Genomic DNA, 14468 nt, shown 5'->3' on the forward strand with positions numbered 1-14468 from the left:
GGTTTCAGGAGCGCTTCGCACTCCAACGGGGGCAAGCCCCCTCGCCACAGGGCCACCATTCTCCCAGTCCAGGCAGGTTCGAATGAGCATCGGGGGCACGTCCCTTGCACACTTGATCTGTGACAAAGGCAATGAATCGGTAATACCCGATGATTGGCCCTGGATTTACCTCGGCGCGTACGGGTTGGCGCCAGGTCAGCAAACAGGTAGAGGAGTGGCTTTATGCAAGTGCTTGACCGCCGTAAAGCGATGGCCATCGCGCCGCTGTTACGGCTGGCCTTTCGGCCGTTTTTCCTCGCTGGCTGCCTGTTGGCGGTGCTGGCCATTCCGCTGTGGCTGGCGGCTTTTAGTGGTTCGATGTCCGACTGGCAGCCGGCAGGCGGTTGGCTGGGCTGGCATCGGCATGAATTGCTGTTCGGGTTCGGCTTGGCGATTATCGCGGGCTTTTTGCTGACGGCCGTGCAGACCTGGACCGGTCGCCCCGGCCTCAGCGGCAAGCCGTTGGCCGCTCTGGCGTTGCTGTGGTTATTGGCGCGAGTGGCCTGGCTGGCCAACGTGTCGTGGCCGTTGCTCGCGGTGCTGGAAATGGCGTTCCCGTTGGCGGTGGCAGTGCTCATGGGCTTCACCCTGTGGAAGGTGCGGCAGAAACGTAATTACCCGATTGTGGTGGTTCTGCTGTTGTTGGCCGTGGCCGACGGGTTGTCTTTGTACGGCCTGGTCGAGGGGCATGAAGGCTGGCAGCGCCAAGGTGTGCTGACCGGCATTTGGCTGGTGGCGGCGATGATGGGGTTGATCGGCGGACGCGTCATTCCGTTCTTCATCCAGCGTGGCCTCGGCAAGGTCGATGGCGTTGCCCCTTGGCCCTGGCTGGATTGGCTGCTGCTGATTGGCTCGCCCCTCGTGGCGTTGTTATATGCCGCCGGACCTGCGCTTGCCCCCAATTTTTGGGTGGGCCTGTTGTTCGCCGTGTTGGCCGTAGGGCATCTGGTGCGCCTGGTTCGCTGGCATGATCGCGCCGTCTGGCACGTGCCGTTGCTGTGGTCGTTGTACCTGGCTTATGGCTGGTTGGCGGTGGCTTGTCTCGGGATGGCGCTGTGGCATTTCGGCGCGCCGATTAACCCGAGTCTGGCGGTGCATTGCCTGACCATCGGGGCCATGGGCGGCCTGGTGCTGGCGATGATCGCGCGGGTCAGCCTTGGGCATACCGGCCGTGCGCTGGAGCCGCCGTCGGGGATGACCCTGGCGTTCATCTTGCTCAATCTGGCGTGCCTGAGCCGGGTCGTGTTGATCGAGTTCTTTCCCTTGCCGGCATTGTGGTTGGCTGGTCTGTGCTGGGCGCTGGCGTTTGCGCTGTATGCCTGGCGCTATGGGCCGATGCTGCTGCGGGCCCGGGTGGACGGTCATCCGGGATGAGCCCGCGAACGGACAGAGGCTGGCGCTGATGTATCCCTTTTTGCTGGTCACGCATTTGCTGGCAGCGATTGCCTTCATCGGCACGCTGTTTTTCGAGGTGGTCATCTGGCATCGCGCGCGCCAGCAGCTGGCGGACGTATCGCAAGTGACGGCAGATCAGGCGATTGCCGTGCGTTCGCGCAAGGTACTGCATGGCGTGGTGTTGCTGTTGTATGGCGCCGGCATCGGCCTGGCGTGGCAGTACCGGGGCGCATTGGGTCAGCCGCTGGCCAGCAGTTTTGGCCTGTTGCTGAGCCTCAAGATCCTGCTGGCCCTGAGCATCATCGGCCATTACTTGCTGCTGGCCTATTGGCTGACCCATGCGCGCCTGACCGCGACTCGCGCCAGCTGGATTCGCCGCAGCATCCTCGGGCACATGGTGTTGATCGTGATCCTGGCCAAGGCGATGTTCTATTGGCACGGTTGATCACAAGCAGTCCAGGATAAACAAAACCCGCGTCAACCGATGGGCTGACGCGGGTTGGGTGTGACTGGCGATCGATCAATGACGAGGGTTCAGGGCATTGATGAACAGCACGTTGTTTTCCAGATGGATGTGTTGCATCAGGTCGTCTTTGAATTCCAGCAGCCCGCGATAGAGGGCGCGCCAGGTGTTACAGGCATCGGCAGGCGGGATGATGTGATTGGTCAGGGCGAGCATTTTTTCCAGTGCTTCACCATGTTGATCATGTTCGAAACGCAGCACCTGGATCGGCGGAGCCGCTTGAGCACCGATGCCTTGTTGCAGCATCGGGAACAGCACCTGTTCTTCCTTGAGCATGTGGCCTTCGAGTTCTTGCTGCATGTCGGTCAGAAGATCGGCCAGGCCGTTGGGGCAGCTGCTGCGCGCACCATGGACCTGCTCGACGCGGCGGGCCAGGCGGATCAGTTCCGGCAGTTGCTCGCGGTGGCGGGCGTGGTAGCGCGCCAGAAGGTGGGCGATCAACAGTTCCAAAGGTTCGTTACGCCAGTCGTGCTGGGTTTCGCCGGCGTCTTGCAGAATGTTCAGGGCGTCGGCAATGAGGACCGGATCGAGGTTTTTGCCAAGGGCCGCTTCACGCAGGCTTTTATGCCCGCCGCAACAGAAGTCCAGTTTGAAGGTATGGAAGATCCGGGTGGCACCGGGAATGTCGCAGGCCAGTTGGCCGAGGCTTTGTTCCAATAGGGTCTGGCTCATCAGGGTTCCTTGTTTGGGTTTCAACGGTTCCCCAGGCTCATTGCATCCGGCATGCCATATTTAAATGATTGAAAAACATGGATTTATTTTTAGTTGTGGTGATAGACACCCTGACGCTTCAGGGTGAATCCAACCATAGAGGGTGATTACTACCATGCTGCGAGAAAGCCTGGCAGCCGACCTGATCGTCGAGTTGCCCAATGCCGTGCGGTTGCAACGACTGGTCCAGACCCTGCGCGAATACTTCAACAGTGGCGCCGTGGGCTTGTTGCGTCTGGATGACGACAGCCTCAGGCCGGTGGCGACGGTGGGGCTGGTTCATGAAGCGTTGGGGCGCCGGTTCGTCATCGCCCAGCATCCCCGGCTGGCGGCAATCATGGCGTCGCGCGAGCCGACCTGGTTCGAACCCGACAGTCGCCTGCCAGACCCCTATGACGGCTTGCTCGACAACCACGTCGGCGAACCGCTGCCGGTGCATGACTGCATGGGCGTGAGCCTGTATGTCGAGGGGCGGATCTGGGGCGCGATCACCCTCGATGCGCTGCACGCCGGGACCTTCGACAGCCGCGCGCGGGAAGAGCTCAAGCGCTGCACTTTGCAGATCGAAGCCGCTGTGCGGGTCACCCGGCTCGAGCAGGAAAACCGCAGCTTGCGTCTGTCCCGCAGCGATCCCCAGGATTTGCGAATGCCGGTCGAGGAGGGCGAGATCCTCGGGCAAAGTGAGGTGTTGCATCAGTTACTCAATGAGTTGGATGTACTGGCCGACTCCGATCTGCCGGTGTTGCTGTTGGGCGAGACTGGCGTCGGCAAAGAGCTGTTCGCTCGGCGCTTGCATCGTCTTTCAAGGCGCCACCACAAACCGCTGATACACGTTAACTGCGCCGCTTTGCCGGAGTCGCTGGCAGAGAGTGAGTTGTTCGGGCATGTCAAAGGCGCCTTTTCCGGCGCCACCAGTGACCGCGCCGGACGCTTCGATGCCGCCAACGGTGGCACGCTGTTTCTCGATGAGGTCGGGGAGTTGCCGTTGAGCGTGCAAGCGAAGTTGCTGCGCACCCTGCAGAACGGCGAGATCCAGCGCCTCGGTGCCGACAAGCCGCTGCACGTCGATGTGCGCATCGTCGCTGCCACCAACCGGCACCTGCCGGACAGCATCCGCGACGGCTTGTTTCGCGCCGATCTGTATCACCGGCTCTCGGTGTACCCGGTGCCGATTCCGCCCCTGCGCGAGCGCGGTAACGATGTGTTGATGCTGGCCGGGCATTTCCTTGAACTCAATCGGGCGCGGCTCGGCCTGCGTGGTTTGCGCCTGTCGCCGGCGGCCGAACGCGCGCTGCTGCTTTATACCTGGCCGGGCAATGTGCGCGAACTGGAACACGTGATCAGTCGGGCCGCGTTGAAGCAGCTCAGCCGCGGTACGAGTCGCGCGTTGATCATGACGCTGGAGCCTGAAATTCTCGATCTCGACAGCGCGATGGCGGCATCGGGGGCGGTGGTCGAGCCATCCCCGGACGTTACGGCTGATTTGCCGTTCCAGCCCTTGGGCGAAGCCGTCGACGATTACCAGCGCAAGAAAATCCTCCAGGCCCTGAGCCTGTCCGGGGAAAACTGGGCCAGCGCCGCGCGAATCCTCGAAGTTGACCCCAGCAACCTGCACAAACTGGCACGGCGTCTGCGTCTCAAGTAGGCGACAGTGTTGATGGCGGTCAAGGTGGCTTTGCGCAGTGCCTCGCACACTGCGTAAAACCTTCCGGAGATCACCGTCATGCCGCTTTCCCTGGCTCAGATGCGCCGTAACTACACCCTTAATGGCCTGCAAGATGAGGCTGCGCTGGACGATCCGCTGGCGATGTTCCGGCAGTGGTTGCAACAGGCCCGCGACACCGAGTGCGCACCTGTCGAGGCCAACGGCATGGTGTTGGCGACGGTCGACCCTGAAGGGCGGCCGCACTGTCGGGTTCTGTTGCTCAAGGGCTTGAGCGATGAGGGTTTTACTTTTTTCGGTAATTACCAGAGTGACAAAGGTCAGCAACTGGCCGCCAATCCCTATGCCGCGATGACGTTTTTCTGGCCGGGACTGGAGCGTCAGGTGCGAATCGAAGGGCAGGTGTCCAGACTCGACCCAGCATTGTCGGATGCGTACTTCGATTCCCGTTCCATGGCCAGTCGCCTGGGGGCCTGGGCTTCACCGCAAAGCCGTCCGCTGGCCAGTCGTGCAGCGCTGGAATCCATGCTGGCTGAAACCATCAAACACTTCGTTGGCCAGACTGTGTCGCGCCCCGAGCATTGGGGCGGCTACTGCCTGCACCCTGAGCGTCTGGAGTTCTGGCAGGGGCGGGCCGACCGCTTGCATGATCGTGTCGACTATCGTTTGCGCGATGGTGCATGGCAACGCAATCGCTTGGCGCCTTGAGCCCCATTGCGCAGGACCTGTAGCGATGGAGGACAGTGTGGGAGCGGGCTTGTGTGGCGAGGGGGCTTGCCCCCGTTGGGCCGCGCAGCGGACCCAAGACCTGCGAGCGCTGCGCACTCGAACGGGGGCAAGCCCCCTCGCCACAAGCCCCACAGGTTTTGTGCCCGGCACATTTTTTCTATGTCCCCGACGAGGTACCTCCTTGGAGGAATAGGCTCGCTCACCATTCCGGTTCAGGCTTCGGGCCATACCCTCATCTACGGGAAGACCTGGATATGGCCCATCTGGCGCAACGCATTTTTGAACCCCTGAACATCGCCGTGCTGACCATCAGCGATACGCGCACCTTTGACACCGACACTTCGGGGCAGACCCTGACGGATTTGCTGCAAACAGCCGGGCATGTGTTGATCGATCGTGATCTGGTCAAGGACGACATTTATCAGATCCGCGCCACCGTTTCCCGGTGGATCGCCGACCCCAAGGTGCAAGTGGTGTTGATGACCGGCGGCACCGGTTTCACCGCTCGCGACAACACGCCGCAAGCAGTGCTCCCACTGCTGGACAAGCACGTTGAAGGCTTCGGCGAACTGTTCCGCCAGGTGTCTCTGGAGGAAATCGGCATGTCCAGCCTGCAGTCCCGGGCACTGGCCGGCATGAGTAACGGCGTGCTGGTGTGCTGCGTTCCAGGCTCGCCGGGTGCCTGCCGGACTGCCTGGAACAAGATCCTGCTCGAACAACTGGACAGTCGCACCGGCCCGTGCAATTTCGCCCCGCATCTGAAACCGCAAGCTCAACGGGTCATCGGCGCCTGCGAGACGCGCACATGACTGGCCGGGTGTGCGACATCGGCAACCTGATTCCGGTGGACGAGGCCATCAGCCGCCTGCTGGACCAGGCACCGCCGCCGCCCCCGGCGCAAATGGTGCGTCTGGATCAAGCCATGGGGCGGGTGCTGGCGGCGGACATTCATTCCCCGGTGAACCTGCCGGCCTGGGACAACAGTGCCATGGACGGCTATGCCCTCAGGGCGGCTGACTTGCCCCAGGCGGGTGGCTGTTTATCGATTGGCGGGCGCATTGCGGCGGGGGATCAAGCAAGTTCACCCTTGCTCGCGCAGCACGCAGTGCAGATCTTTACCGGCGCGCCATTGCCACCGGGTGCCGATACCGTGGTGCCGCAAGAGCGCTGTCGGGTCGAGGGCGAGCGCGTCTGGTTCCCGCCTGTATCCGTTGGCGACCATGTGCGCAAGGAGGGTGAGGAAGTTCGCCGCGGACATCTGTTGCTCAAGGCCGGTAAACGCCTGCGCGCCCAAGAACTGGGGTTGCTGGCTGGCGCTGGTATCGCGCGGGTCGAGGTCTATCGGCCGTTGCAGGTGTGCCTGCTCAGCAGCGGTAATGAACTGCGTGAGCCGGGCGATCCCTTGGCGCCGGGGCAGATTTACAACAGCAACCGGTATTGCCTTGCCGCGTTATTGCGCGGCTGGGGCGTCGAGGTACACGACTATGGCGTCATGGTCGATGAGTTGGCGGCCAGCCGGCATGCCTTGAGCCTGGCGTCTTCGGAATGCGACTTGCTGTTGAGTTCCGGTGGCGTGTCGGTGGGCGAGGAAGATCACCTCAAACAGGCGATCGAGGAACTGGGCAACGTGGATTTCTGGCGGCTGGCCATTCAGCCGGGCAAGCCACTGGCTTTTGGTGAAGTGGCCGGTAAACCGTGGATCGGCATGCCGGGAAATCCTTCGGCGGCGCTGATTACCGCGTTGGTGGTAGTGCGTCCGTTCCTGCTCAGGGCCCAAGGCGTGACTGATGTACTGCCGGTGCCGTTGGCCGTGCCAGCCGGGTTCGACTGGTTGCAGCGTAACAAGCGTCGGCAGTACCTGCGGGCCAGATTGACGCCCGGCGCCGACGGCCAGTTGAGCGTGGAACTGCACCCTCAGCAAAGCTCGGCCATGTTGACCGCCGCGTGCTGGGCCGATGGGCTGGCGGTGATCGAGTGCGAGCAGCAAGTGCTCAAGCACGACAACGTGATGTTCCTGTCCTTCGCCGACCTGATGCATTGATGGCAATTGATTGCCGTCAAGGCCGTGCCTGCCGGTCTCGCTAGACTGTGTGGCGAGGGAGCTTGCTCCCGCTGGGTCGCGAAGCGGCCCTGTTATTTAGGCCTGCTGCGCAGTCCAGCGTCGGAACGCCGCCCGGAGCAAGCTCGCTCGCCACAAGCGCTTTCCAACCATGACTGATTAGGCCCCGGACTGCGTTTTTTCATGAGGATTACCCATGCAACTGGTCTGCCCGGCAGGGAATCTGCCTGCGCTTAAAGCGGCGGTGCGCCAAGGCGCCGATGCCGTCTATGTCGGCTTTCGTGATGACACCAACGCCCGGCATTTCGCGGGGCTGAACATGGACGACAAGCAGTTCGACGCCGCGGTCGCCCACATCCGCCAGCATCAACGCAAACTCTACGTCGCGGTCAACACATACCCGCAGCCCAAGGGCTGGGAGCGCTGGCAGCGAGCGGTGGATCGTGCCGCCGATTTCGGCGTCGATGCGCTGATCGCCGCCGACCCCGGAGTGCTCAACTACGCCAGTCAGCGTCACCCGCAACTGGCGTTGCACCTGTCGGTCCAGGGCTCGGCGACCCATGCCGCCGCGCTGGAGTTTTATGCGCAGCGCTACGGCATTCGTCGAGCGGTATTGCCGCGGGTGTTGTCGTTGGCGCAGGTACGTCAAGTTGCTGCCAGCAGTCCGGTGCCCATCGAAGTGTTTGGCTTCGGCAGTTTATGCATCATGGCCGAGGGGCGTTGCCATCTGTCTTCCTACATTACCGGCGAGTCGCCGAACCTGTGCGGTGTCTGCTCGCCAGCCAAGGCCGTGCGCTGGAGCGAGGACGCCGAAGGCTTGAGCGCACGCCTCAGCGAAGTGCTGATCGATCGCTACACCCCTGACGAACCGGCCGGTTACCCGACCTTGTGCAAGGGCCGTTTCCTGGTCGGCGGCAAACGCTTTCATGCGCTGGAGGAGCCCACCAGCCTCGACACCCTGGACTTGCTGCCGGAGCTGACGGCCATCGGCGTCGAGGCCGTGAAGATCGAGGGCCGCCAGCGCAGCCCGGCCTATGTCGAACAAGTCACCCGTGTCTGGCGCGCAGCACTGGACGCCCATCGTGGCGCACCGGGCAGTTTTCGGGTCAAGGAGGAATGGCGTCAGGTGCTGGCCGGTTTGTCCGAAGGCAGCCAGACCACTCTGGGTGCTTATCATCGATCATGGCAATGAGGGATTCGACATGAAACTCAGCCTGGGACCGGTCCTGTTTTATTGGGACAAGGAACAACTCAGCAACTTTTACGCCGAGATGTCGGCCTTGCCCCTGGATGTGATTTACCTGGGGGAAACCGTGTGTTCGAAACGCCGGGCCTTTTCGCTGGATCAATGGCTGGGGTTGGGCCGTGAGTTGCAGGAATGCAGTCAGGCGCAGTTGGTGCTTTCCAGCCTGACGCTGATCGAAGCGGCGTCCGAACTCTCTAGCCTGCGTCGGTTGTGCGACAACGGCCAATTGCTGGTGGAAGCCAACGACATGGGCGCGGTGCAGTTTTTGGCCGAACGCAAGTTGCCGTTCGTGGGCGGCCCGGCCCTCAATCTGTACAACGGTCACTCATTGGCGCAACTGCTCGACAGCGGCATGACCCGCTGGGTGCCGCCCGTGGAATGTTCGGCGGCGCTGATTGGTGATGTGATCGGGCAGGTGCGCGAACTGGGCCGTGCAGTGCCGGAAGTTGAAATCTTCGCCTATGGGCATTTGCCATTGGCCTATTCCGCCCGCTGCTTTACGGCCCGAGCGGAAAACCGGCCCAAGGACGACTGCCAGTTTTGTTGCATCAACTACCCCGACGGCCTGGCACTGACCAGTCAGGAAGGGCAGGCGCTGTTCACCATCAACGGTATTCAAACGATGTCGGCCGAGGTGACCAATCTGTTGGCCGATTACTCCGGGCTGGTGGCCTGCGGTGCTGATCTGTTGCGCTTGAGTCCTCGTGCTCAAGGTATGGCCGAGGTGATCGCGGCCTATCAGCGGGTTCGTCTGGGCGAGACTCCGCCGTTGTTCGTCGAAGGGTGCAATGGTTACTGGCACGGCCAGGCCGGCATGCTGCGCGTCGAGGAGGTCGGCCTGTGTTGAATCGAAAAAAGTGGCTGTTGAAAGGTGCCGACCGGGTGTTGCCGCTGGTGCGCCGAGTGCCTTTTGCCGTGCAGCGGCTGGCGTTGCAACAGGCTCTGAACCGCTGCCTCGCCGGGCCGTTGCGTGATGGCGAGTTCGAGGTGTTGCGCGGTCGTTGGTTGTGTCTGCGGATTCCGGATCTGGGTTTGTCCTGGTACCTGACCCTTAGCGGTAAAGGGTTGCGGATTGCTGAGCACGCTACGGCGCATGTGACGATCAGTGGTAATTGGCGCGAGTTTTTACTGTTGGCGAGTCGTCAGGAAGATCCGGATACGCTGTTTTTTCGTCGGCGTTTGGTGATTGAGGGTGATACGGAGTTGGGCCTGGCGTTGAAGAATCTGATCGACAGTCTGGATCCTGATGTGTTGCCTGTTTGGGTGTGGCGCAATCTGGAGCGGGCGGGGAAGGGGTTGGCGGCCTGATAGTCGATCTGTTTTTCGGTCGGAGTACATATCCATTTCTGCGGTAACGGCGGCTTAGGGTTCCGCCCTTACGGCGGGTCACTTTGGAAAAGCGCCAAAGTAACCAAAACGCTTTTGCCCCTGACGTACGGTGCCTCGCCTAGGCTCGGCATGCCCTCGCTCCGGTCCTGCTCCGTGGGCCCGCCGCCATCGGCCATCCATGGCCGGGGGCGGCTACCGCGGCATCCTTGCCGCGGTGCCCACTGCGCAGAACCTGCGCTCGGCCTTCCGACGGGGCAGATCAAGATCAAGATCAAAAGCCAAAGCCAAAGCCAAAGCCAAAGCCAAAGCCAAAGCCAAAGCCAAAGCCAAAGCCAAAGCCAAAGCAAAGCCAAAGCAAAGCCAAAGAAGCCGTTCCCACACTGATCGTTCCCACGCTCTGCGTGGGAATGCCGCCGGGGACGCTCCGCGTCCCGCTGTCGACGCAAGGCGTAAGTCCTGCGCACTGGTGACGCGGAGCGTCACGGGATGCATTCCCACGCGGAGCGTGGGAACGATCAATCAACACGCGCAGGCGTAGAGGAAGCAGGCCGGCCGGTAGGCCGCCTCGCTTTTGCGGTACTCGCCCCCTCGAGAGGCCGAGCGGAGGTTCTGCGCAGTGGGCAACCCGGCATGGATGCCGGGTTAGCCGCGCACGGCCATGGATGGCCGATCGCGGCGGGCCCACGGAGCAGGACCGGAGCGAGGGCATGGCGAGCCTAAGCGAGGCACCGAACGAAAGGGGCAAAAGCGCTTTGGTTACTTTCGCGCTTTTCGAAAGTGACTCGCTGTAAAAGCGAAACCAATAGAAGCCGTTACCGAAGAAACGGATATACACCCTGCCGAGGCGAGTGCACCTGCCACATAGCGGGCAAGCCCACAGGGTTTTTGTTGTTCTTCAGGCCGTCGTTTCCTGCCGGCTTACATGCTGGCGAGCATCACTGGCAATCAACTGCCTGATCCCTTCAAACAACTCATCGCTCTGCGCCTGCGTGCAGTCCTCACCATGGCGTTTGCGCAGCCCATAGTGGCTGAGAATCAGATGCACATCAGCATGCAGGCCATGTTGCTTGAGGCAGTTTTCAACGCATTGCAACGGGCAACCATCCAGCGCGAAGATCCGGCGCCCCGAGCGTGCCTTGTTGACCAGCGCTGCCACGTGCCCGCCAACACCGACGATGCAGGACATTTCAGCCAGGCCGCTGCGGTCCAGTCGCACGGCCAGGGTATTGGCCAGTTGGGCGACATTGGAGCAACCTGAGCAGGAGTAAACCAAAGGCAGGGTTGAACGGGGCATTTGCACTCTCCGTGGATGGACGCTGCCAGTGTGCAAGGCGCCTGGCATTGCGCCTTGATGACGGTCAATTCCGGCTATTGGAAAGCCGCCAGCTCCTCTTCAGCGAGGATGCTGATATGGCGACGCTCCATGGCGATCAGGCCGCACTCCACCAGACGATGCAAAATCCGCGAGAAGGTTTCCGGCTGAATCCCAAGCTTCGACGCCACCAGGCGTTTGGACACTTGCAAGACAATCTGACCGGTAACCGGGTGGCGTTCCTGGAACAGAAAATTGATCACCCGACGAGTCGCACTGGCCATGGTCAAGGTATCGATGTCGCGCAGACGCAGGTGCAGGTGAACACTCATGCTCGCCAGGATCGCCAGGCAGACTTTCGGCTGGTCCTCCAAGGCATTGCGGTAATGGTTGCCCTCGATACTTACCAGCACGCTGTCCTTCAGCGCGGTGGCGCTCACCGGGTAGAGCCGGGCCTGGCTGAACAGCAAGGCTTCGGCAAAGGTCTGGCCGGGCTGGATGATCTCCACCAGGTTTTCCTGGCCTTCGCCGGTGAGCCGGTACAACTTGACCTGGCCGCTGACCAGCAGGAAAAAACGCCTGGCCGGATCCCCTTGATGCATGAGCGTGCTGTGACAACTCAGGCGCTTGAGCATGGCCAGGCTGCAGACTTCCTCGAAGACTTTCTCCGGCAGTTGGCTGAACAGATGATGACGGCGCAACGTTAAAACGATGGAAGGGTGGGTCAGCATGGCGTACCTCCGCTGACCGTCATAGTAGAGAGCGCAGGCCCATTGACCTATGCCTCTGCAGGCCTACCTCCAAGGAGGGATGCCTGTCAGCCTGCACTGCGCAGATGCTCCATGGCCCACACTGCCGCCTCCACCCGCGAGCGCAAGCCGAGTTTGTGCAGCAGGTTTTTCACGTGGACCTTGACCGTCCCTTCGGTGATGCCCAGCTTGTGCCCGATGACCTTGTTGCTGAAGCCGCTGGCGATGGTTTTCAACACCTGACGCTCACGCTCGGTCAGTTCCACCACGGCCTGGCGTGCAGGAGCGCGCAGTGCCTGGGCCATGACTTGAGTCAGCCCCGGGCTGATGACCAAGGCGCCGTTCAAGGCATCGCGGATGTACTGGATCAACAGTTCCGGTTCCATGTCCTTGAGCAGATAACCGTCGGCATCCAGGCGCAGTGCATCGCGAATATCGTCTTCTGCATCCGACACCGTAAACAGCAGCACTTTGCCGGTGTAGTGCATCGCCCGTAATCGGCGCAGGGTTTCGATGCCATTCATTTGCGGCATGTTGTTGTCGAGCAAGACCAGATCCGGTCGAAGCGGCTCAATCAGACCGAGTGCTTCTTCACCCTGGCTGGCTTCGCCGACGATCAGGAAATCATCTTCGAGTTCGAGCATCTGGCGAATGCCGTGACGCATCATCGGGTGGTCGTCTACCAGCAGGATTCTGTGTTGCGGGGACGGGGTCATAGGGTGCTGCCTTCTGTTTGCTGCCCGAGAAATTCCGGGTGGAATTCCAGTTGGACACGGGTGCCTTGGGGTTCCCTGGAGATGATCTGCAGCTGGCCGTGCAAGCTGCGAGCCCGCTCATCCATGATGTTCAGGCCGTGGTGTTCGCGTTGGTCGACGTTGCCGCTGAAGCCGCGACCGTCGTCTTCGACCGACAACCTGACCGTCTCGCCGTCTTGGCGCAGTTGTAGCCAGGCGTTTTGTGCATGGGCGTGGCGCAGACAGTTGGAAAGCGCCTCGCGGGTGATCTGCAGAATATGGATTTGTTCGCTGGCCGATAGCTGGAAGGCCAGCGTGTCGACGTGCAGATGCACCTGAAACTCCCCTCGGCGGGAAAATTCCTCGGCGGTGTCCTTGAGTTCCTGCACCAGTCCCGCGTCGTGAATCTGTAATCGAAAAGTCGTCAGCAACTCGCGTAACTGGCGATAGGCATTGTTCAGTCCCTCGCGCAATTCGGCGGTGACGGTTTCCAGGGTCTGGACCGGTTCGCCCCGGCGCATCAGGGTCTGCATGCGGCTGACTTGCAGCTTCATATAGGACAGGGCCTGGGCCAGCGAATCGTGCAGCTCGCGGGCGATGATCGTGCGTTCTTCGAGCAGTAGCAGGCGATGATCCTGTTCCCGTTGGCGCTTGAGCGAGAGCGAGGTGCCGATCAGGTTGGCCAAGGCCTGGATCAGTTGGGTTTCCCAGGCTTGCATGGGGTGCCCGTCGACAAAGTGCGCCTTCAGCTCACCCAGTTCACTGCCCTGGTTGCTGATGCTGAAGGCTTGCGGATTGGCTTTGTGGTGCTTCTGGCAAGTGGCGCAATCGCTACTGGCGCAGACTTCGCGGATGTTCGCGCCATGCAGGGCCAGTAACTGTTGGGCCGGTGCCTGCAGTTGACCTTGCAGGCACAGCGACAGACGCAAGCCGGGCAGGCGTTGCTGGAAGCGTCGAATCAACTCATCCAGGCCTTCGGCATTGGCCAGGCGTGTGGCCAGACTTCGGCTGCTTTGATACAGGAGCTCCAGGGCGGCATTGGCTTGTTGCAGGTTAAGGGTTTTTTGCCGGACCTGACTTTCCAGGGTGCGATGCGACTCTTCAATCGTCTCGGCCATGGTGTTGAAACTCGTGGCCAACTGGCCTAGTTCGTCCTGGGACTGATGGTTGACCCGCACCTTGAAGTCGCCGCGACGAAAGCGCTGGGTTGCGTCAACCAACTCCTTGAGGGGCGTGACGACACCGTACTGTAACTCGTACAACCCGATTAGCAGGACGATCATGGTGGTGAATAAGGCCAGGCCCTGGATCGCCTGTTGCCAGCCTTGCTTTTGTTCGCTTTGACGCTGCAACAGGTTGACGAACTGGTTCAGTTGTTCAACGAAGGACAGGGCCTGGACCTGAAAATAGGCCGTATCGCCGCGTAGCAGTGCCGGGAGTAAATCCTCGTTCCATTGTTGCTGGATTTGCCCATAGCTGATTTGCAGGGCGGCGGTCGGGCCATCTTCCAGCACGGCCTTGAGTGACTGGCTGGTGAGACGGGTTTGCAGGCTGTCGGTGATGGCGGCGATTTCTGAGGGCGTTGCACCCGCGGCCAGTTTCCAGCTCAGGTGATAAGTCTCCATGCGCACCGAGCCTGCGGTGTTGATGGCGGCGGCATCGCCCTGGCTGAACCAGGCGATCAGCCCGGCGCTCAGCGAACTGGCGAGCGCCAGCACGGCGATCAGGATCACCGCCAGCCCGGCGCGAGCGGGCAGGGAGCTGCGCAACCAGCGCATCATCGGCGCAGGTCCCGGAAGAAATCAGGAAAACAGAGCATGTGCAGCACCAGAGTGGGTTTTGCCGCCGATCCCGGGCGCGCTACCTCTAAAGAGTTGTCGACAGGTCCTTGTCAGCAAAAACGCGGGTTAAAACTCTTAACAAGCTGATAAATAAAGGGTTTTAAGGCTTTCTTGCACTACCTCCTTAGAGGTAGACCG

Annotated in this window: 14 protein-coding genes; 9 read left to right on the forward strand and 5 right to left on the reverse strand. The window is 61.3% G+C overall.

The window, feature by feature from the left end:
- Positions 1–222: 222 nt before the first annotated feature.
- Entirely contained in the window at positions 223–1413 is a 1191-nt protein-coding gene (locus tag ACZ9IM_RS14470; RefSeq protein WP_476224292.1) for an NnrS family protein, read from the forward strand.
- A gap of 28 nt (positions 1414–1441) precedes the next feature.
- A complete protein-coding gene (locus tag ACZ9IM_RS14475; protein ID WP_123494283.1) occupies positions 1442–1879 on the forward strand; it encodes a hypothetical protein in 438 nt (145 codons plus the stop codon).
- A gap of 75 nt (positions 1880–1954) precedes the next feature.
- On the opposite strand, the gene ytfE is transcribed toward ACZ9IM_RS14475, so the two are convergent.
- Positions 1955–2629: an iron-sulfur cluster repair protein YtfE gene (ytfE, locus tag ACZ9IM_RS14480; protein ID WP_008075057.1), complete on the reverse strand. Its 675-nt coding sequence runs from the start codon at positions 2627–2629 to the stop codon at positions 1955–1957.
- A gap of 154 nt (positions 2630–2783) precedes the next feature.
- Between ytfE and norR the strand changes: the two genes are divergently transcribed.
- The 7 genes from norR (at position 2784) to ubiT (ending at position 9673) form a co-directional block, all read left to right on the forward strand.
- Positions 2784–4313: a nitric oxide reductase transcriptional regulator NorR gene (gene norR / locus ACZ9IM_RS14485; RefSeq protein ID WP_476224293.1), complete on the forward strand. Its 1530-nt coding sequence runs from the start codon at positions 2784–2786 to the stop codon at positions 4311–4313.
- Between the two features lie 78 nt (positions 4314–4391).
- Positions 4392–5039, forward strand: a complete 648-nt coding sequence (gene pdxH, locus ACZ9IM_RS14490) for a pyridoxamine 5'-phosphate oxidase (RefSeq protein WP_476224294.1) — start codon at positions 4392–4394, stop codon at positions 5037–5039.
- A gap of 275 nt (positions 5040–5314) precedes the next feature.
- A complete protein-coding gene (gene moaB / locus ACZ9IM_RS14495) occupies positions 5315–5869 on the forward strand; it encodes a molybdenum cofactor biosynthesis protein B (RefSeq protein ID WP_476224295.1) in 555 nt (184 codons plus the stop codon).
- The gene (locus tag ACZ9IM_RS14500) at positions 5866–7101 is read left to right on the forward strand and encodes a molybdopterin molybdotransferase MoeA (protein ID WP_476224296.1); all 1236 of its coding nucleotides are present in this window, start codon (positions 5866–5868) and stop codon (positions 7099–7101) included. The genes moaB and ACZ9IM_RS14500 overlap by 4 nt, the downstream gene beginning before the upstream one ends.
- 214 nt (positions 7102–7315) lie before the next feature.
- Positions 7316–8311: a ubiquinone anaerobic biosynthesis protein UbiU gene (gene ubiU / locus ACZ9IM_RS14505; RefSeq protein ID WP_052964423.1), complete on the forward strand. Its 996-nt coding sequence runs from the start codon at positions 7316–7318 to the stop codon at positions 8309–8311.
- 10 nt (positions 8312–8321) lie between these two features.
- Positions 8322–9212 (forward strand): U32 family peptidase, encoded by an 891-nt coding sequence (locus ACZ9IM_RS14510; protein WP_476224297.1) that lies wholly within the window; start codon positions 8322–8324, stop codon positions 9210–9212.
- On the forward strand, positions 9206–9673 hold the full coding sequence (gene ubiT / locus ACZ9IM_RS14515) for a ubiquinone anaerobic biosynthesis accessory factor UbiT (protein ID WP_476224299.1): 468 nt from the start codon (positions 9206–9208) through the stop codon (positions 9671–9673). Before ACZ9IM_RS14510 ends, ubiT begins: the two co-directional genes overlap by 7 nt.
- A 916-nt stretch (positions 9674–10589) precedes the next feature.
- Here ubiT and ACZ9IM_RS14520 read toward each other — a convergent pair.
- The 4 genes from ACZ9IM_RS14520 to ACZ9IM_RS14535 all read right to left on the reverse strand — a co-directional run bounded on the left by ACZ9IM_RS14520 (position 10590) and on the right by ACZ9IM_RS14535 (position 14270).
- Complete coding sequence (locus tag ACZ9IM_RS14520) at positions 10590–10988, reverse strand: putative zinc-binding protein (protein ID WP_427623122.1); 399 nt, start codon at positions 10986–10988, stop codon at positions 10590–10592.
- Between the two features lie 74 nt (positions 10989–11062).
- Positions 11063–11737 carry a Crp/Fnr family transcriptional regulator gene (locus ACZ9IM_RS14525; RefSeq protein ID WP_063340214.1) on the reverse strand — a complete coding sequence of 225 codons (675 nt, stop codon included), beginning with the start codon at positions 11735–11737 and terminating at the stop codon, positions 11063–11065.
- A gap of 86 nt (positions 11738–11823) precedes the next feature.
- Positions 11824–12471, reverse strand: a complete 648-nt coding sequence (gene narL, locus ACZ9IM_RS14530) for a two-component system response regulator NarL (protein ID WP_008067117.1) — start codon at positions 12469–12471, stop codon at positions 11824–11826.
- Positions 12468–14270 (reverse strand): HAMP domain-containing protein, encoded by a 1803-nt coding sequence (locus ACZ9IM_RS14535; RefSeq protein WP_476224300.1) that lies wholly within the window; start codon positions 14268–14270, stop codon positions 12468–12470. The genes narL and ACZ9IM_RS14535 overlap by 4 nt, the downstream gene beginning before the upstream one ends.
- Positions 14271–14468 lie beyond the last annotated feature (198 nt).

Source organism: Pseudomonas sp. TE12508, assembly GCF_056279485.1.